Origin of the sequence: Bacillus cereus group sp. BfR-BA-01383 (genome assembly GCF_022663495.1) — a bacterium.
GTDB classification, from domain to species: Bacteria; Bacillota; Bacilli; order Bacillales; family Bacillaceae_G; genus Bacillus_A; species Bacillus_A cereus_AU.
Genome location: NZ_JAKUFP010000019.1, coordinates 20626 through 37821 on the forward strand (window position 1 = coordinate 20626; position 17196 = coordinate 37821).

The following is a 17196-nucleotide window of genomic DNA, read 5'->3' on the forward strand; positions in this document are numbered from 1 at the left end:
AGTGAAAAATATGGGATTAACGGCTGGGATTGTTGGATTACCTAACGTAGGGAAGTCCACTTTATTTAATGCAATTACACAAGCAGGAGCAGAATCTGCGAACTATCCATTCTGTACAATTGATCCAAACGTAGGGATCGTAGAAGTACCAGATGAGCGTTTAAATAAATTAACGGAATTAGTAGAACCGAAAAAAACTGTTCCGACTGTATTTGAATTTACTGATATTGCAGGTATCGTAAAGGGTGCAAGCAAGGGTGAAGGATTAGGAAATAAATTCTTATCTCACATTCGCCAAGTAGATGCAATTTGCCAAGTTGTTCGTTGTTTTGAAGACGAAAACATCACACACGTTTCAGGAAAAGTAGATCCAATTGACGATATTGAGACAATCAATTTAGAGCTAATTTTAGCAGATTTAGAGTCGGTTGATAAACGTATCGAGCGTGTTGCGAAATTAGCAAGACAAAAAGATAAAGAAGCAGTATATGAGCATGAAATTTTAGTTCGTTTAAAAGAAGCTTTTGAAGAGGGAAAACCAGCTCGTACTGTTGAATTTACAGAAGAGCAAATGAAGATTGTTAAAGGCCTTCATTTACTTACAACGAAAGAAATGTTATACGTAGCAAACGTAAGTGAAGACGATATTATGGATCCTTCTGAAAATAAATATGTACAAATGGTAAAAGAATTTGCAGCAAATGAAAACTCACAAGTAATTGTTGTATGTGCAAAAATCGAATCAGAAATTGCTGAGCTAGATGAGGAAGAGAAAAAAGTATTCCTTGAAGAGCTAGGTATTGAAGAGTCTGGTTTAGATCAACTAATTCGTGCTGCATATGACTTATTAGGACTTGCTACTTACTTCACAGCTGGTGTGCAAGAAGTACGTGCATGGACGTTTAAACAAGGTATGAAAGCACCTCAATGTGCTGGTGTTATTCATACAGACTTTGAGCGTGGATTTATTCGTGCGGAAACAGTGTCTTACGATGACTTAATGACAAACGGTTCTATGACAGCTGCAAAAGAAGCTGGAAAAGTACGTTTAGAAGGAAAAGAGTACATCGTAAAAGACGGAGATGTTATGCACTTCCGCTTTAACGTTTAATTTAATATTTCCTAGGAAAAATAAAGATATGAACTTGGCAAATATATTATGTGTTTGCCAAGTTTTTTATGTATTGGTGAGTTGATTCATATAACTTACTATGATATAATCTAAACTCGTGAGTAATTACTATAAATTAATTGCTCCTTGCCCATTATGGGCCGTTTAGACCAAAAGGAGGTGAAAGTGTAATGAGAAAGTACGAAATTATGTACATCATTCGTCCTGGCGTTGAAGAAGAAGCTCAAAAAGCTTTAGTTGAACGTTTTGCAGGTGTTTTAACAAACAATGGTGCAGAAATCATTAACACGAAAGAGTGGGGTAAGCGTCGTTTAGCTTACGAAATCAACGACTTACGTGAAGGTTTCTACATGATCTTAAACGTGAACTCTAACGCAGAAGCGATTAACGAATTCGACCGTTTAGCTAAGATCAACGAAGATATCCTTCGTCATATCGTTGTTAAAGAAGAAGAAAAATAATTGATATATAAGGGAGAGTGGTTCGATTGATGAATCGTGTTATCCTCGTTGGTCGTTTAACTAAGGACCCTGACTTACGTTACACGCCCAATGGTGTTGCAGTAGCTACTTTTACGTTAGCTGTGAATCGCGCATTTGCGAATCAACAAGGTGAGCGTGAAGCTGACTTTATTAATTGTGTAATATGGCGTAAACAAGCAGAAAACGTAGCAAATTATTTGAAAAAAGGTAGCTTAGCAGGCGTAGACGGACGTCTTCAAACTCGTAATTACGATGGACAAGATGGTAAACGTGTATATGTAACAGAAGTTCTTGCGGAGAGCGTACAATTTTTAGAGCCGCGTAATGGCGGTGGGGAGCAACGTGGTTCATTCAATCAGCAACCATCAGGAGCTGGTTTCGGTAACCAAAGCTCTAACCCATTTGGTCAATCTAGTAATTCAGGTAACCAAGGTAACTCTGGATTTACGAAGAATGACGATCCATTTTCAAATGTAGGTCAACCGATCGACATTTCCGACGACGATTTACCGTTCTAATACAGTAAATTTGTTAGTTTTAACAAAGAATGGAGGGAATAGACATGGCAGGACGCAAAGGTGGACGTGCGAAACGTCGTAAGGTGTGTTTCTTCACAGCTAACGGCATCACTCGCATCGATTATAAAGATGTTGATTTATTAAAACGTTTCGTTTCTGAGCGTGGTAAAATTTTACCTCGTCGTGTAACAGGAACAAGCGCAAAATACCAACGCAAACTTACAGTTGCAATTAAACGTGCTCGTCAAATGGCACTTTTACCATATGTTGGTGAATAATAGCGTATGAAATGCACAGTAGAGTCGGACTCTACTGTGCATTTTGCTATGCTTTTCTTTTTTGAAAGAGAGGTTAAACAATGAAACAAACAAAGTTTATTACTGAAGGTGCAGCATTATTAGCTATATATGCAATTTTGTTGCTTATATCTATGTATGTTCCAATTTTAGGTACAGTTGTAACGTTTGCATTGCCGTTACCATTTATATTATTAACGCTAAGACATAGACTATCCAATGTACTCGTAATTTTTGTGGCGGCACTTTTAATTACAGTTATCGTGAGTCAGCCGCTTAGTCTTATAAAGACGGTCATGTTCGGATTAATAGGTGTTGTATTAGGATACATGTATAAAAAAGGGAAAAAACCAGTGGAGATATTGATAGCTGGAACACTTGCGTATTTAATTGGTATTTTGCTCATTTACGTTGCGAGTATAAAGTTTTTTAACATAGATTTAATGAAGCAAATGCAAAATATGTTTAGTGAAAGTATGGCGCAAAGTGAAAAGATAGTAAATGCTGCTGGTATGCCAGTTAGCAAGGAACAAAAAGAGTTATTTGCACAAATGAGTGATATATTACAAACGCTATTTCCAAGTATACTTGTTCTAGTTTCTGTATGTTTTTCTTGGATCACCTTGATACTATCAGGTAGTGTTTTGAGAAAATTAAAGTATGACGTTACACCTTGGCCTAAATTTAAGGATATACAATTGCCAAAGAGTATTGTCTGGTATTACGTTATATGTATTTTGTTAGCAACTTTTATAAAAGTAGAACCAACATCATATTTACATATGGTATTTTCTAATCTAAATGTCATATTTGCTCTGCTACTCGTACTGCAAGGTCTGACATTTATCACCTTCTTAGCGCATAGAAAAGGTTTTACTAAAGGGGTTCCTATTATTAGTTTTATTGCCTGTATGTTTATTCCGATGCTGTTTCCTCTTGTGACAATCTTAGGTATAATTGATTTAGGGATTTCATTACGTTCTAAAATAGGGGAATAAAATAATATTCCTTATACTATTTTAATCTGTTTAACTAACTGGAAGGTGAGTTAGTTTTACTTTATAGGAGTTGTATACATGCCTGAATTTTATAAGAAACAGTGGTTTTTATATCCTGTTTATGTATTGGCATTTTTTGTGTTTGTGCTGATTTCGATCCTCTGTTATTTTCATTTAATTATGGGAATATCCGCCTTTTTTATTTTTTGTATTTTGCTTTTTCTTGTTGTACGATTTGAACTTACCTTTCAAAGGAATTTTGAAAAACATACGACAGATATGATTACAAGGGTAAAGAAAGTGAGTAATGAAGCATTTAACCAAATGCCGATTGGTATTTTGTTATACAATAAGGATTATGGGATTGATTGGGCGAATCCTTATTTATCTTCATGTCTGGGGCAACATGCATTAGCTGGATGGCATCTTTATGATGTATCAGAAACATTGCTTCTTTTTATTAAGGGAGAAACTTCCGACGATATAGTCTCTTTAAATAATCGAAAGTTTCGTGTTTTTGTAAGGAAAGAAGAAAAGTTAATTTATTTCTTTGATGTAACGGAACAAACAGAAATCGAAAAGATGTATGAGGATCAGCGCACTGTTTTGGCTGTAATTTATTTAGATAATTATGATGAAGTTACACAAGGGTTAGATGATCAATTACGTACAAATATAACAAGTCTTGTGACATCACGTCTAAATGAATGGGCCGTTAAGTATGGTGCATATTTAAAACGTGCATCTTCAGAAAGATTCTTCGTTGTACTAAATGAAAGTATTTTAGCGCAAATGGAGAAAGGGAAATTTAGCATTTTAGATCAGGTGCGTGAAGAAACATCCAAAAGGAACATACCACTTACATTAAGTGTCGGTGTTGGATCAGGGGATTTACCTTTATCAGAACTTGGGGCAATGGCTCAATCTGGTTTAGACCTTGCGCTTGGCCGTGGTGGAGATCAAGTAGCTATTAAACAAGCGACAGGTAAAGTTAAGTTTTACGGTGGTAAGACGAATCCGGTCGAAAAGCGTACTCGTGTACGTGCTAGAGTTATTTCGCATGCATTAAAGGATTTAGTATTAGAAAGTAGTAATGTCATTATAATGGGACATAGAGCTCCTGATATGGATGCGATTGGCGCTGCGATTGGTATTTTAAAGGTAGCTCAATTAAATGAACGTAAAGGATATATTGTGTTAGATGAAAATGATTCCGATAAGGGAATTAAACGTTTGATGGATAAAGTGAAACAAAATGAAGAATTATGGTCTCACTTTATTACACCAGGGCAAGCGATGGAATTTGCAAATGATGATTCATTACTTGTTGTCGTTGATACACACAAACCTTCAATGGTGATGGAGGAGAAACTGTTACATCAAATTGAAAATGTAGTGGTTATTGACCATCATCGCCGAGGAGAAGACTTTATTGAAGATCCATTGCTTGTTTACATGGAACCGTATGCCTCTTCGACGGCAGAACTTGTTACAGAATTACTTGAGTATCAACCAAAAAATTTAAAGATGACAATGTTAGAAGCAACGGCATTGTTAGCTGGTATTATTGTTGATACGAAAAGTTTTACATTCCGGACGGGGGCTCGTACGTTTGATGCTGCTTCTTATTTACGTTCACATGGTGCAGACACTGTACTTGTACAAGAATTGTTAAAAGAGGATATGAACCAGTATTTACGGGTTGCAAAAGCTATTAAAAATGCGTACATTTATAAAAATGGAATTGCGATTGCGAAAGTTGATAGTGATGATTACTACGATCAAGTGCTTATTGCGCAATCAGCTGACACGTTATTAACAATGACGGGTATTATTGCATCATTTGTTATTGCGAAACGTGGAGAGAATTTCATTGGAATTAGCGGCAGGTCTTTAGGTGAAGTAAACGTGCAGCTAATTATGGAAAATTTAGGAGGTGGCGGGCATTTGACGAATGCAGCCACACAAATGAAAAATGTTACAGTAAATGAAGCTGAGGAGAAGCTTCGATTTGTTATTGATGACTATTTACAGGGAGGCACACAATCATGAAAGTAATTTTTCTAAAAGACGTAAAAGGTAAAGGGAAAAAGGGAGAAATAAAAAACGTACCAGATGGTTATGCAAATAACTTCTTACTAAAACAAGGGTTAGCTGCCGAAGCGACAAACAGCAGTATGAAAACTTTAGAAGCCCAAAAGCGTAAAGAAGAAAAAGATGCAGCAGCAGAGCTTGAGAATGCAAAAGAGCTGAAAGAAACTTTAGAGAAACTAACTGTGGAACTGAAGGCGAAATCTGGAGAAGGTGGCCGTTTATTTGGTTCTATCACAAGCAAACAAATCGTAGATGTAATGCAAAAATCACACAAAATCAAACTTGATAAACGTAAATTTGAAATGGACGATGCAATTCGCGCATTAGGTTATACAAATGTAACTGTGAAATTGCATCCGCAAGTAACGGCAACAGTAAAAGTTCATGTTAGTGAACAATAAAAATAAGTTAAGCGAGGAGGATTGCGTATGAGTGACGTACTTGCTGATCGTACCCCTCCGCATAATATAGAGGCTGAGCAGGCGGTTTTAGGGGCCATATTGATTGATCAAGATGCATTAACGTCAGCATCAGAGTTATTGGTACCTGATTCATTCTATCGAACGAAACATCAAAAGATTTTTGAAGTCATGCTTGGGCTATCTGATAAGGGAGAGCCAATTGATTTAGTAATGATGACATCGGCGATGGCTGATCAAGGGTTACTAGAAGAGGTTGGCGGGGTTTCTTACTTGGCAGAGTTAGCAGAAGTTGTTCCAACCGCTGCTAACGTAGAATATTATGCACGCATTATCGCTGAAAAGGCGCTTTTACGTCGTTTAATTCGAACGGCGACTCATATCGTATCTGATGGATATGAGAGAGAAGATGATGTGGACGGCCTTTTAAATGAGGCTGAGAAAAAAATATTAGAAGTATCTCATCAAACAAATGCGAAAGCATTCCAAAACATTAAAGATGTTCTTGTAGATGCTTATGATAAAATTGAACTTTTGCATAATCAAAAAGGTGAAGTTACAGGGATACCAACTGGTTTTACCGAATTAGACAAGATGACAGCGGGTTTCCAGCGAAATGATTTAATTATCGTGGCAGCGCGTCCATCGGTAGGTAAAACGGCATTTTCATTAAATATCGCACAAAACGTAGCGACGAAAACAGATGAAAATGTAGCGATTTTCAGTCTAGAGATGGGTGCTGATCAGCTTGTTATGCGTATGCTTTGTGCGGAAGGGAATATTGACGCGCAAAGACTTCGTACCGGTTCATTAACTTCTGATGATTGGGCGAAATTAACGATGGCAATGGGAAGTCTCTCTAATGCTGGTATATATATTGATGATACGCCAGGGATTAAAGTAAATGAGATTCGAGCAAAGTGTCGTAGATTAAAGCAAGAACAAGGTCTTGGGATGGTTTTGATTGACTACTTACAGCTTATTCAGGGAAGTGGAAAATCAGGCGAGAACCGTCAGCAGGAAGTATCTGAGATTTCGCGTACACTAAAAGGAATTGCACGTGAATTGCAAGTACCTGTTATTGCCTTATCGCAGTTATCTCGTGGTGTAGAATCTCGTCAAGATAAACGTCCGATGATGTCTGATATTCGTGAATCAGGAAGTATCGAGCAGGATGCTGATATTGTAGCTTTCCTATATCGCGAAGATTACTATGATCGTGAAACGGAAAACAAAAATACAATTGAGATTATCATTGCAAAGCAGCGTAACGGTCCGGTAGGTTCAGTAGAGCTTGCGTTTGTTAAGGAATTTAATAAATTCGTCAATTTAGAACGTCGCTTTGAAGATGGACATGCACCACCAGCATAAAGGCAGTATAAAAAAGAAACACATTTCTTATAATAAGATGTGTTTCTTTTTTTATAGAGTAAAGATAAGGCTTTCATAAGATAAAAATATAATTCTTACGAACGAAAATGAATTTTAATAAAAAAATGTTCGCTTTTTGGTTGACTTCTTTTTCGGTTTTGGTACAATTATATTGTTTGAATAGATCGTTTGAAAATTGCGGAGGTGCTTTAATAATGTCTTCAGTAGTAGTTGTAGGAACACAATGGGGCGACGAAGGAAAAGGTAAAATCACTGATTTTCTTTCTGAGCATGCGGAAGTAGTTGCAAGATATCAAGGTGGAAATAACGCGGGACATACAATTGTTTTCGGCGGAGTTAAATATAAGTTACACCTAATTCCATCTGGTATTTTCTATAAAGAGAAAATTTGTGTAATCGGAAACGGATTAGTAGTAGATCCGAAAGCATTACTTGAAGAGTTAAAATACTTACACGATCGTGGTGTAAGTACTGACAATTTACGTGTAAGTAACCGTGCACACGTTATTTTACCTTATCACTTAAAACAAGATGAGTTAGAAGAAGCAAGTAAAGGTGATAACAAAATCGGTACAACTAAAAAAGGTATCGGCCCTGCATATATGGATAAAGCTGCTCGTATTGGTATCCGTATGGCTGATCTTTTAGACCGTGAAGCATTTAAGGAAAAGCTTGAGCGCAATTTAGTAGAAAAAAATCGTTTATTTGAAAAGATGTACGATACAGAAGGTTTCAGTGTAGAAGAAATTTTCGAAGAGTACTTCGAATACGGTCAACAAATCGCACAATATGTATGTGATACATCTGTTGTATTAAATGATGCACTAGATAACAATCATCGTGTATTATTTGAAGGTGCACAAGGTGTTATGCTTGATATTGACCACGGTACGTACCCATTCGTTACATCTTCTAACCCAATTGCTGGTGGTGTAACAGTTGGAACTGGAGTTGGTCCTGCGAAAGTTACTCGCGTTGTAGGTGTGTGTAAAGCATATACAAGCCGCGTTGGTGATGGTCCGTTCCCTACTGAGCTTCATGATGAAATTGGTCATCAAATTCGTGAAGTTGGTCGTGAGTACGGAACAACAACTGGTCGTCCACGCCGCGTAGGTTGGTTCGATAGTGTTGTTGTAAGACATGCACGTCGTGTTAGTGGTTTAACGGATCTATCGTTAAATTCTATCGATGTTCTGACTGGAATTCCGACTCTTAAAATTTGTGTTGCTTACAAATGTAACGGAGAAGTTATTGATGAAGTTCCAGCAAACTTAAACATTTTAGCGAAATGTGAGCCTGTATACGAAGAGCTTCCAGGTTGGACAGAAGATATTACTGGTGTAAGATCATTAGATGAGCTTCCTGAAAATGCAAGAAAATACGTAGAGCGTGTTTCTGAATTAACAGGAATCCAATTATCTATGTTCTCAGTTGGACCAGATCGTAATCAAACAAATATCGTTCGTAATGTATACGAAGCTTAATTAATATAAGAAATTAATTTTTTTAAGAAAAAACTCATGTTCTCATGAGTTTTTTCTTATCTTTTATAAAAAAAATTAAAAAAGGTATTGCAAAAACAAAAGAAAACATGTTATGATACATCTTGTCGTCACGAAAATATGACGTTGGTGAGTATGAGCCATTAGCTCAGTTGGTAGAGCATCTGACTTTTAATCAGAGGGTCGAAGGTTCGAATCCTTCATGGCTCACCATTTTATTTTTCGTGGCCCGTTGGTCAAGTGGTTAAGACACCGCCCTTTCACGGCGGTAACACGGGTTCGAATCCCGTACGGGTCATGTTTTTTTTATGTTCATTTTTGGTCCCGTGGTGTAGTGGTTAACATGCCTGCCTGTCACGCAGGAGATCGCCGGTTCGACCCCGGTCGGGACCGCCACTTTTGTTTATACCACCATTAGTGGTTTTATATATAGTTTTGGCTCGGTAGCTCAGTCGGTAGAGCAGAGGACTGAAAATCCTCGTGTCGGCGGTTCGATTCCGTCCCGAGCCACTCTCAGGATATTAAGTGGGCCCACTTAATATCCTTTTTATTTTGTGTTGTTTTACAAATGTGGGTAGTTATTTTACAATAGGATGGGGAGCCTCTAGCATTTGAAGCTAGAGGTTTTTCTGTAGATCGTATAGGATTCCGTGTAAAGTTGGATCATACATGAGTCTATGAGAATAGAGGAGAGAACACTTAAATAAAGGTTGCTGTCATATAGGGATATACTATAGAAACATCAATATATTTAAGAATCATTGACCATATTTTTATGAGGAGGAAATAGACGATGATGGGAAAGAAAATTTTAGTAGTTGATGATGAAAAGCCGATTGCGGACATTTTGAAGTTCAACCTAGAAAAAGAGGGTTTTGAAATTGTAATGGCGCATGATGGTGATGAAGCAATTGAGAAAGCTAATGAAGAACAGCCAGATATGGTTTTATTAGATATTATGCTACCAGGTAAAGATGGCTTGGAGGTTTGCCGTGAAATACGTAAAAGCTCAGAAATGCCGATTATTATGCTTACAGCAAAGGACTCTGAAATTGATAAAGTATTAGGGCTTGAGCTTGGGGCAGATGATTATGTAACGAAGCCATTTAGTACGAGGGAATTACTTGCTCGCGTGAAGGCGAATTTACGCCGCCATCAACAAGGTGGTGCGGCAGAAAAAGAAGAAAATACTGAGATGGTTATTGGACCAATTGTTATCAATCCAAATGCCTATAGTGTAACGAAGCGTGAGGAAAATATTGAGCTAACACATCGTGAATTTGAGTTACTACATTATTTAGCAAAACATTTAGGACAAGTTATGACTCGTGAACATTTATTACAAACAGTTTGGGGTTATGACTATTTCGGAGATGTGCGTACAGTAGACGTAACAGTACGTCGTTTACGTGAAAAAATTGAAGATAATCCAAGTCATCCTACTTTAATTGTAACTAGACGTGGTGTAGGGTATTACTTGCGTGACCCAGAGCAGGAATAGTATATGAAGAAAGTTGGTTTTTTTCAGTCTATTCATTTAAAATTTGTACTTATATACATGCTATTAATATTGATAGCTATGCAAGTTATTGGGGTATATTTCGTAAGGGAGTTAGAAAAGAGCCTGGTACAAGGTTTTAGGGATTCTTTAACGCAGCAAACGAACTTATTAGCATATAACTTGAAAGAAGAGTTTAAGAAAAGTTATACAAAAGGAGAAACAGAATCAACAGACGAAACGATTAAAACTTCCATTCGAAAATTTGCCTCTGATCGAAAGAAAGATATTCAAGAGGTAAGTGTATTTGATAGGCATAGAAAGTTAATAGCTATTTCAGATGAGTCGAAGCAAAATAAGGTGAATAGAACATCAACTGATATAGCTGTTCAGCGAGTATTAGTACAAAAAAAGCCGGAAGTGAAAATTGAGAAGGATGGTCGTACAGGCCATCGTGTACAAGTTATGATTACGCCTATCCTAGATGATAACGGCAAGGATGCACTTGGTGTTATTTACGTTGTTGCATCTATGGAAGATGTTTATAAACAAATGAAGGATATTAATCAAATTTTTGCAACTGGAACAGTTATTGCATTACTCGTAACAGCTGTACTTGGAATTTTGTTAGCTCAAACTATTACGAGACCAATTTCAGATATGCGAAGACAAGCAATTGAAATGGCAAAAGGAAACTATTCGAGAAAAGTAAAAGTGCATAGCCATGATGAAATTGGACAATTAGCATTATCTTTCAATAATTTATCAAAAAAATTACAACAAGCTCGTTCTTCAACAGAAAGTGAAAGACGTAAATTATCATCCGTTTTATCACATATGACAGATGGAGTAATTGCTACTGATCGAAAAGGGGATATTATTTTATTAAATGACCCTGCGGAAAAGATGCTAAATGTTTCGCGTGAAACAGCGCTTGATCAATCTGTTTTAGAAGTATTAGGGATACAGGAAGAATTTACGCTTGATCATTTATACGAAGAGCCGGACTCTGTTTTATTAGATTTTAGTACGAGAAATGAACCATATATTTTACGTGCTAGTTTCTCTGTTATTCAAAAAGAGACGGGGAAGGCAAATGGTTTAATTGCTGTATTATATGATGTAACGGAGCAGGAGCGTATAGAACAGGAACGTCGTGAGTTTGTGGCGAACGTCTCTCACGAATTAAGAACGCCATTAACAACGATGCGTAGTTACTTAGAAGCGCTTACGGATGGGGCGTGGCAAGATCCAAATATTGCACCGCAATTTTTAACGGTTACACAAGAAGAAACGGAAAGAATGATCAGACTTGTAAATGCCTTGTTACAGCTATCTAAACTAGATAGTACAGAACATCGCCTAATGAAGGAATGGGTCGACTTTACTGATTTCTTTAATAACGTTATTGATCGCTTTGAAATGTCTAAAGAGCAAAACGTAAGCTTCAAACGATCTTTCTCTAAAAAATCTAGATTTATTGATATGGATGCAGACAAAATTACACAAGTTTTGTATAACATTATTTCTAATGCATTAAAGTATTCACCAGAAGGTGGTACAGTAACATATCGCTTACGTGATCGTGGGGATTTATTAGAGATTAGCGTAAGTGACCAAGGAATGGGTATTCCGAAAGAAAACGTTGATAAAATCTTTGAGCGCTTTTATCGCGTAGATAAAGCACGTTCAAGACAAATGGGTGGTACAGGACTGGGATTAGCAATTGCGAAAGAAATGATTGAGGCGCATGGTGGTTCAATTTGGGCGAAAAGTGAGGAAGGAAAAGGGACAACTATTTATTTCACATTGCCAATGGCAGCGGATGAAGAGGACGATTGGGAATGAGTATGGAAAACTTTAAAACAATAGTTTTAATTAATTTAGTTGTAATTAGCCTATTTCTTACTTTTAATTTATGGACGTATGTGCCAGATTCTACTTCCATGCAAAATGCAAAATTTGTGCAAGGTAATGAAGGAACGAATCAAACTAAAATTTCCGATGTTATCCGACCTACCTCTGTCATCGTGCATAAAGATAAAAATCATTATGGGAGCAGAAGAGAAGAAGATATAGAATCAATCTATAAACCTTTGGAAATAGGGGAGTTACATGATTTTAGAGAGATATCGATTGCGAAGAGTGATTTCCTTTCTTATGTGCATGGTGAAGGGAAAATTGAGCTGATTTTTCCTACCAACATCCCATTTGACGCTGTTAAATCTATGTTTAATATAAAAGAAAAAAGTATAGATAGGCCTAAACATTTTAATCGTATTATTATTGATCCTTCTAGAAGTAGGGATCAAGAAATTAAAATTAACTTTGTTTCTTATGATGATAACTTTAGAATATATGAAGCGAAATTAAGTGGTGTGTATTTAAAAGATATTGTCAATGCACAAAATCAATTTATAGTATCAGCAAAACCTTATTTTGAGTATCAAATTAATGATATGAAAAAGCTATTTTTACCAGATGGAACGACAGAATTAAATAATATAACATATATTTCATCTAATTTAGCAGTTGATACATTTAAGAATGCCCTGTTTAGTGATCCGCGTTATTTAAGTCCTATTATCGAAGAGTCGAAAGAAACATTTACAGATGGTATTAGGTCCATGGAAATCGACAAAAATCATCACATGTTAAAGTATAAAAACTCTTCTGTCTCAAGTGAGAAAACTATAGATAATTTAATGCTTTTACAAAAAAGTTTTGAATTTGTAAGTGGCCACAGTGGGAGTTTGGATTCATATCGTTTGGACTATGTGAATAAAGGACAGACAGTATTTCGTTTACATGAAGATGGATATTCCGTATTCAATACAGAAGGATTAGCTGAATTGAGACAAAGATGGGGATCAGAAGAAGTAATGGAATACGAAAGACCGTTGCTGTCTTTAAATACGAAGGGTATAGAACAAAAGGTCACTCTTCCATCGGGTCATGTCGTGATAGCATCCCTAGAAAATAATGCAGAGATAAATAAACAATTGATTAAGGATATTGGTATTGGATACAAGTTATTGCTAGATGGGCAAGTAGTTCGACTGCAGCCAATTTGGTATGTAAAGCTTGTTGAAGATGAAAATGGTAAACAAAAAATATATGAGTGGAGTGAGGGAGGACTAAATGGATTGGGATCGGATTAAAACCATATTTATTGTGACCTTTTTTGTTTTGGACCTCTTTCTCATTTTTCAATTCATTCAAAAGCAAGATAGTAATCAATTGGAGCTTATTGCAGAAACAAAAATAGATCAAGAATTAAAAGCAAACAAAATTACCATGGGTAATTTCCCTAAAGAACCGAAAAAAGAGTCATTTATTAGGGCAGAAAACAAGGCCTTTAAAGAAGAAGATATACAGTCTTTAAAAAATCAAACGGCGCATATACAAAATATGTACAAAATAGAAAGTAAGTTAAAAGAGCCTTTTTTAAATACAAAATCATTATCAAAAGATAAGTATAATGAATTTTTGAAGAACTATGTATTGGATGGACAAAAGTATGAGTTTGGAGCGATGAAAGACTCTAAAATTTACTTCTTCCAAAAATATAAAGATAAGCCTATTTTTTATAACGATCAGGCGATGATTGTTGGGGAATTAAATGAAAAAAATGAGCTTGTTTCGTATACACAGACGATGCTAACGGATTTAAAAGAAATGGGCGAGAGTGAAAAGACGAAACAGCAAGAAATTATTACTGCCCAAACGGCTTTAGAAAATTTATATTTAAAAAATAAAGTTCATGGGAATACGCATATAAAAGAAGCACAAATTGGTTATGCAACCCTTACCGCATCTACTTCTAATAACCAAGTACTCGCTCCAACATGGAATTTAAAAACGGAGCAGAAGCAGGACTTCTTTGTGAATGCAATTGAAGGACAAGTTATGGAATTAGGGGAAAAGGAAAATCAAGTGGTTGATGAACATACTGGAGTGAGAAAGAATGGGGTTGCATTTTAGCGTACTTGCAAGTGGAAGTACAGGGAATATGCTATATGTAGGAACAGATGAAAAAAAATTACTAGTCGATGCAGGTTTAAGTGGTAAAGCTACAGAGGCTTTATTTAAACAAGCTGAACTGAATATAAATGATATATCAGGCATTCTTGTAACGCATGAGCATAGTGATCATATTAAAGGATTAGGTGTATTGGCGCGTAAATATGATTTACCCGTTTATGCGAATGAGAAAACATGGAATGCAATGGAACATCTAATAGGAAATATCCCAACTGAGCAAAAGTTTATTTTCTCAGTTGGGGATGTGAAAACATTTGGTGATATTGAGGTAGAGTCATTTGGGGTCTCTCATGATGCGGCAGAGCCAATGTTTTATGCTTTTCATAACAATAATAGAAAGTTAGCCCTTATTACAGATACAGGATACGTCAGTGACCGTATGAAAGGTGTTATTAAGGGAGCGAATGCTTTCGTGTTTGAAAGTAATCATGATGTGGAAATGCTTCGTATGGGGCGTTACCCGTGGAGTATTAAACGACGTATTTTGAGCGACGTTGGACACGTTTGTAATGAGGATGCTGCATTGGCGATGGCAGATGTAATTACAGATGAAACCAAACATATTTATTTAGCCCATTTAAGCTTAGATAACAATATGAAAGAATTAGCACGTATGTCTGTATCACAAGTATTAGAGGAAAAGGGATTTGGAGTAGGAGAATCCTTTGAAATACATGATACAGATCCAAAAATGCCTACGAAAATTCAATACGTATAATTCTTCATTTTAGTAAACAATAAAGGTGAATATAGTTGTTTTCAGGAAGATAGGTGAACAAATATGTCCTTTATTGATGAAGAAAAATATCGTATTAAACGTGCAGGGAAAAAGAAACATAAAGGTATTGTTATTTCTAGTATAGCGGGAACAATTGTAGGGGCTTCATTGTTTGCATTTGGAGCTCCTTTATTTTCAAATGATGCAGGTAAGCTCCCGCAGGCTGAAGCAAGTGAAAAAAATATGGCTGAAGCTCAAAATGGAAATGTGCCTGTTAAACAAGTTAGCTTTGTAGACGCTGTTGATCGTGCTTCGGAGGCTGTTGTTGGTGTTATTAATATTCAACGAGACGATTTTTCAGAGGCTGATTCGGAAGCTGGTACAGGATCTGGTGTGATTTATAAGAAAACAGATGGACATGCGTATATTGTAACAAATAACCACGTTGTCGCTGGGGCGAATCGCATTGAAGTGAGCTTAAGTGACGGTAAGAAAGTTCCAGGTAAAGTATTAGGAACTGATGTAGTCACGGACTTAGCGGTACTAGAAATAGATGCGAAGTATGTGAAGAAAGTGATTGAAATTGGTGATTCCAATACCGTTCGTAGAGGAGAACCAGTTATTGCGATTGGAAATCCACTGGGGCTACAATTTTCCGGAACTGTCACACAAGGTATTATTTCGGCTAATGAGCGCATTGTTCCTGTCGATCTAGACCAAGATGGTCATTATGATTGGCAAGTAGAAGTGTTACAAACAGATGCGGCAATTAATCCAGGTAATAGTGGTGGGGCGCTTGTTAATGCAGCGGGTCAATTAATTGGTATTAATTCAATGAAAATTGCTGCAAAAGAAGTAGAAGGAATCGGACTAGCGATTCCGGTTACTAGAGCCGTTCCAATTATGAATGAACTGGAGAAGTACGGCCAAGTAAAAAGACCTTATGTTGGAATTGAACTTAGATCATTAAATGAGATCCCGAATTATTATTGGTCCAAAACATTACATTTACCAGGTAATGTAGCAGAGGGAGTTTGCATTTTAGATGTGAAAAGTCCTTCACCAGGCGCGGATGCTGGTTTACGAGAACATGATGTTATTGTGGCGGTAGATGGAAAACCGGTAAACGATATTATTGGATTCCGTACGGCATTATATAATAAAAAAATTAATGATAAAATGACTCTTACGTTTTATCGTGGTACAAAAAGAGCAACAACAACGATTAAATTAGGCATTCAAAAGTATTGAAAACAGGAGGGCCTACCTCCTGTTTTCTATTGTAGAAAAGTGAGGTGAAGAATATGAATTTACCTTGTTGTTTAGAACATGTTGAATTAGCGTTAGATATTATTGTGGATGAGTGTGAAGTTGCACCGGTTATTAACAATGTGGATAACTCTAAAGAAGAGAAAAAAACATGTGAATTTTGTCAAAATGAGGCGACATATGTTGTATCGAACACAGATTCTCACACAATATGTGGGTAATATCTGTGGATATGTGGATAAGTTTTGTGGATAACATGTTTGTAAGGTGGGGGATACGTGTGAATATCTCGATTATTTCAATTGGGAAATTAAAAGAAAAATATTTGAAACAAGGTATAGCAGAATACTTAAAACGATTATCTGCATACGCAAAAGTAGAAGTAATTGAATTGCCAGATGAAAAGGCACCAGAAAATTTAAGTGAAGCAGAAATGTTAATTGTAAAAGAAAAAGAAGGCATACGTATACTGGATAAAATTTCTGATGATACGCATGTCATTGCGTTAGCTATTGAAGGAAAACAAAAATCATCAGAAGAATTTGCGGTAAGCCTAGATCGTCTTGCTACATATGGAAAGAGTAAAGTTGCATTTGTAATTGGCGGATCACTTGGACTAAGTTCAGAAGTAATGAAGCGTTCAAACGAATCACTTTCTTTTTCGAAGATGACATTACCACATCAATTAATGCGATTAGTATTGCTTGAGCAGGTGTATAGAGCATTTCGGATTAATCGTGGGGAACCGTATCATAAGTAAGTGAGGTATTCTATGTAAAACAAGGGTAAGAAAAGAATACAGGAGAAAATCGAAAATGGCAGGTCGGTCTTGAT

Annotated in this window: 17 protein-coding genes and 4 tRNA genes; all 21 read left to right on the forward strand. The window is 36.5% G+C overall.

Annotated elements, in window-relative coordinates; translation table 11 throughout:
* Positions 1 to 10: 10 nt before the first annotated feature.
* Positions 11 to 1111, forward strand: coding sequence for a redox-regulated ATPase YchF (ychF, locus tag MR065_RS17260; RefSeq protein ID WP_000524664.1), 1101 nt, complete (start codon positions 11 to 13; stop codon positions 1109 to 1111).
* A gap of 191 nt (positions 1112 to 1302) precedes the next feature.
* Positions 1303 to 1593, forward strand: a complete 291-nt coding sequence (gene rpsF, locus MR065_RS17265; RefSeq protein WP_001233781.1) for a 30S ribosomal protein S6 — start codon at positions 1303 to 1305, stop codon at positions 1591 to 1593.
* Between the two features lie 26 nt (positions 1594 to 1619).
* Positions 1620 to 2132 carry a single-stranded DNA-binding protein gene (gene ssb, locus MR065_RS17270; protein ID WP_016093691.1) on the forward strand — a complete coding sequence of 171 codons (513 nt, stop codon included), beginning with the start codon at positions 1620 to 1622 and terminating at the stop codon, positions 2130 to 2132.
* Between the two features lie 44 nt (positions 2133 to 2176).
* A complete protein-coding gene (gene rpsR / locus MR065_RS17275; protein WP_000918873.1) occupies positions 2177 to 2410 on the forward strand; it encodes a 30S ribosomal protein S18 in 234 nt (77 codons plus the stop codon).
* An 80-nt stretch (positions 2411 to 2490) separates the two neighbouring features.
* A complete protein-coding gene (locus MR065_RS17280) occupies positions 2491 to 3426 on the forward strand; it encodes a YybS family protein (protein ID WP_097902515.1) in 936 nt (311 codons plus the stop codon).
* Between the two features lie 78 nt (positions 3427 to 3504).
* The gene (locus MR065_RS17285) at positions 3505 to 5478 is read left to right on the forward strand and encodes a DHH family phosphoesterase (RefSeq protein WP_242214536.1); all 1974 of its coding nucleotides are present in this window, start codon (positions 3505 to 3507) and stop codon (positions 5476 to 5478) included.
* Positions 5475 to 5921, forward strand: coding sequence for a 50S ribosomal protein L9 (rplI, locus tag MR065_RS17290; RefSeq protein WP_097902513.1), 447 nt, complete (start codon positions 5475 to 5477; stop codon positions 5919 to 5921). Before MR065_RS17285 ends, rplI begins: the two co-directional genes overlap by 4 nt.
* 27 nt (positions 5922 to 5948) lie before the next feature.
* Positions 5949 to 7310, forward strand: coding sequence for a replicative DNA helicase (gene dnaB, locus MR065_RS17295; RefSeq protein WP_097902512.1), 1362 nt, complete (start codon positions 5949 to 5951; stop codon positions 7308 to 7310).
* 215 nt (positions 7311 to 7525) lie between these two features.
* Positions 7526 to 8815, forward strand: a complete 1290-nt coding sequence (locus MR065_RS17300; RefSeq protein ID WP_098989889.1) for an adenylosuccinate synthase — start codon at positions 7526 to 7528, stop codon at positions 8813 to 8815.
* Between the two features lie 155 nt (positions 8816 to 8970).
* Positions 8971 to 9046 (forward strand) — tRNA-Lys (locus tag MR065_RS17305).
* Between the two features lie 13 nt (positions 9047 to 9059).
* Positions 9060 to 9131: transfer RNA gene (locus MR065_RS17310), tRNA-Glu, on the forward strand.
* A gap of 22 nt (positions 9132 to 9153) precedes the next feature.
* Positions 9154 to 9229 (forward strand) — tRNA-Asp (locus MR065_RS17315).
* 41 nt (positions 9230 to 9270) lie between these two features.
* Positions 9271 to 9343, forward strand: a tRNA-Phe gene (locus MR065_RS17320).
* A gap of 283 nt (positions 9344 to 9626) precedes the next feature.
* Positions 9627 to 10334 (forward strand): cell wall metabolism DNA-binding response regulator WalR, encoded by a 708-nt coding sequence (gene walR, locus MR065_RS17325; protein WP_000971865.1) that lies wholly within the window; start codon positions 9627 to 9629, stop codon positions 10332 to 10334.
* A 3-nt stretch (positions 10335 to 10337) separates the two neighbouring features.
* Positions 10338 to 12179 (forward strand): cell wall metabolism sensor histidine kinase WalK, encoded by a 1842-nt coding sequence (gene walK, locus MR065_RS17330; protein ID WP_097902509.1) that lies wholly within the window; start codon positions 10338 to 10340, stop codon positions 12177 to 12179.
* Positions 12176 to 13492, forward strand: coding sequence for a YycH family regulatory protein (locus MR065_RS17335; RefSeq protein WP_097902508.1), 1317 nt, complete (start codon positions 12176 to 12178; stop codon positions 13490 to 13492). The genes walK and MR065_RS17335 overlap by 4 nt, the downstream gene beginning before the upstream one ends.
* Positions 13473 to 14315, forward strand: coding sequence for a two-component system regulatory protein YycI (locus tag MR065_RS17340; protein WP_097902507.1), 843 nt, complete (start codon positions 13473 to 13475; stop codon positions 14313 to 14315). The genes MR065_RS17335 and MR065_RS17340 overlap by 20 nt, the downstream gene beginning before the upstream one ends.
* A complete protein-coding gene (locus MR065_RS17345; RefSeq protein ID WP_000522832.1) occupies positions 14299 to 15093 on the forward strand; it encodes an MBL fold metallo-hydrolase in 795 nt (264 codons plus the stop codon). The genes MR065_RS17340 and MR065_RS17345 overlap by 17 nt, the downstream gene beginning before the upstream one ends.
* Positions 15094 to 15156: 63 nt before the next feature.
* Positions 15157 to 16344 (forward strand): S1C family serine protease, encoded by a 1188-nt coding sequence (locus MR065_RS17350; RefSeq protein WP_242214537.1) that lies wholly within the window; start codon positions 15157 to 15159, stop codon positions 16342 to 16344.
* A gap of 53 nt (positions 16345 to 16397) precedes the next feature.
* Entirely contained in the window at positions 16398 to 16583 is a 186-nt protein-coding gene (locus tag MR065_RS17355; protein ID WP_002035001.1) for a CxxH/CxxC protein, read from the forward strand.
* A 59-nt stretch (positions 16584 to 16642) separates the two neighbouring features.
* Positions 16643 to 17122 carry a 23S rRNA (pseudouridine(1915)-N(3))-methyltransferase RlmH gene (gene rlmH / locus MR065_RS17360; RefSeq protein ID WP_001027003.1) on the forward strand — a complete coding sequence of 160 codons (480 nt, stop codon included), beginning with the start codon at positions 16643 to 16645 and terminating at the stop codon, positions 17120 to 17122.
* The last annotated feature ends 74 nt before the right edge of the window (positions 17123 to 17196 follow it).

What these genes read in the sequence shown, in the direction of transcription:
- ychF (WP_000524664.1), top strand. Translation starts at nt 11, where the DNA reads ATGGGATTAACGGCTGGGATTGTTGGATTACCTAACGTAGGGAAGTCC.
- rpsF (WP_001233781.1), top strand. Translation starts at nt 1,303, where the DNA reads ATGAGAAAGTACGAAATTATGTACATCATTCGTCCTGGCGTTGAAGAA.
- rpsR (WP_000918873.1), top strand. Translation starts at nt 2,177, where the DNA reads ATGGCAGGACGCAAAGGTGGACGTGCGAAACGTCGTAAGGTGTGTTTC.
- MR065_RS17280 (WP_097902515.1), top strand. Translation starts at nt 2,491, where the DNA reads ATGAAACAAACAAAGTTTATTACTGAAGGTGCAGCATTATTAGCTATA.
- MR065_RS17285 (WP_242214536.1), top strand. Translation starts at nt 3,505, where the DNA reads ATGCCTGAATTTTATAAGAAACAGTGGTTTTTATATCCTGTTTATGTA.
- rplI (WP_097902513.1), top strand. Translation starts at nt 5,475, where the DNA reads ATGAAAGTAATTTTTCTAAAAGACGTAAAAGGTAAAGGGAAAAAGGGA.
- dnaB (WP_097902512.1), top strand. Translation starts at nt 5,949, where the DNA reads ATGAGTGACGTACTTGCTGATCGTACCCCTCCGCATAATATAGAGGCT.
- MR065_RS17300 (WP_098989889.1), top strand. Translation starts at nt 7,526, where the DNA reads ATGTCTTCAGTAGTAGTTGTAGGAACACAATGGGGCGACGAAGGAAAA.
- walR (WP_000971865.1), top strand. Translation starts at nt 9,627, where the DNA reads ATGATGGGAAAGAAAATTTTAGTAGTTGATGATGAAAAGCCGATTGCG.
- walK (WP_097902509.1), top strand. Translation starts at nt 10,338, where the DNA reads ATGAAGAAAGTTGGTTTTTTTCAGTCTATTCATTTAAAATTTGTACTT.
- MR065_RS17335 (WP_097902508.1), top strand. Translation starts at nt 12,176, where the DNA reads ATGAGTATGGAAAACTTTAAAACAATAGTTTTAATTAATTTAGTTGTA.
- MR065_RS17340 (WP_097902507.1), top strand. Translation starts at nt 13,473, where the DNA reads ATGGATTGGGATCGGATTAAAACCATATTTATTGTGACCTTTTTTGTT.
- MR065_RS17345 (WP_000522832.1), top strand. Translation starts at nt 14,299, where the DNA reads ATGGGGTTGCATTTTAGCGTACTTGCAAGTGGAAGTACAGGGAATATG.
- MR065_RS17350 (WP_242214537.1), top strand. Translation starts at nt 15,157, where the DNA reads ATGTCCTTTATTGATGAAGAAAAATATCGTATTAAACGTGCAGGGAAA.
- MR065_RS17355 (WP_002035001.1), top strand. Translation starts at nt 16,398, where the DNA reads ATGAATTTACCTTGTTGTTTAGAACATGTTGAATTAGCGTTAGATATT.